The following is a 621-nucleotide window of genomic DNA, read 5'->3' as shown; positions in this document are numbered from 1 at the left end:
TGGGTGCTCATGGGCGCCGCGTTCTGGGCCGTCTGGCAGCACGTCGACGGCAACACCACCTGGCACAAGACCGCGCACGGCGGCCACCACCGCCCGGCGCTCGCCGTGGAGGCCGCCGCATGACCGCGGTGCTCGAGGTCGAGCGCAGTCCGGTCCGCGCGCCGCTCGAAGCGTCGCCGCCTCGGGAGTCGCGCTGGCGGTACCACCGCCGCAGTCTGCTGATCCTGGGACCGCTGCTGCTCGTCGCGGGGCTGGTCAACGGGTGGAACCTGCACGGCTGGCCCGGCCGGATCAACGACGACGAGGGCACCTACGTCAACCAGGCGTGGGCCATGCTCGACCACGGCGCGCTCTCCCACTACACGTACTGGTACGACCACCCGTTCCTCGGCTGGGCCATCATCGCCGGCTACGCCGGCCTCACCGACGGCTTCGACCGCGCCCCCAGCGCCGTCATGGTCGGCCGCGAGGCCATGCTCATCACCGCCCTGATCAGCTGCGCACTACTGTTCCTGCTCGCCCGGCGCCTCAAGCTCAACCGCGGCTGGGCGGCCGTCGCCGTCGCCCTCTTCGCACTGTCACCACTCGCCGTCTACTTCCACCGCATGGTGTTCCTCGACA

The 621-nt window shown here is 71.2% G+C and carries 1 pseudogene; it reads left to right on the top strand.

Annotation, left to right across the window (positions count from 1 at the left end):
* Positions 1–119 precede the first annotated feature (119 nt).
* Positions 120–621: pseudogene (locus IEZ31_RS55805) on the top strand (hypothetical protein); the annotation flags it as partial.

The organism is Dactylosporangium sucinum, assembly GCF_014647515.1.
GTDB lineage: Bacteria > Actinomycetota > Actinomycetes > Mycobacteriales > Micromonosporaceae > Dactylosporangium > Dactylosporangium sucinum.
The sequence above is the reverse complement of the archived record's forward strand: the minus strand, read 5'-3'. Positions and strand labels throughout refer to the sequence as shown.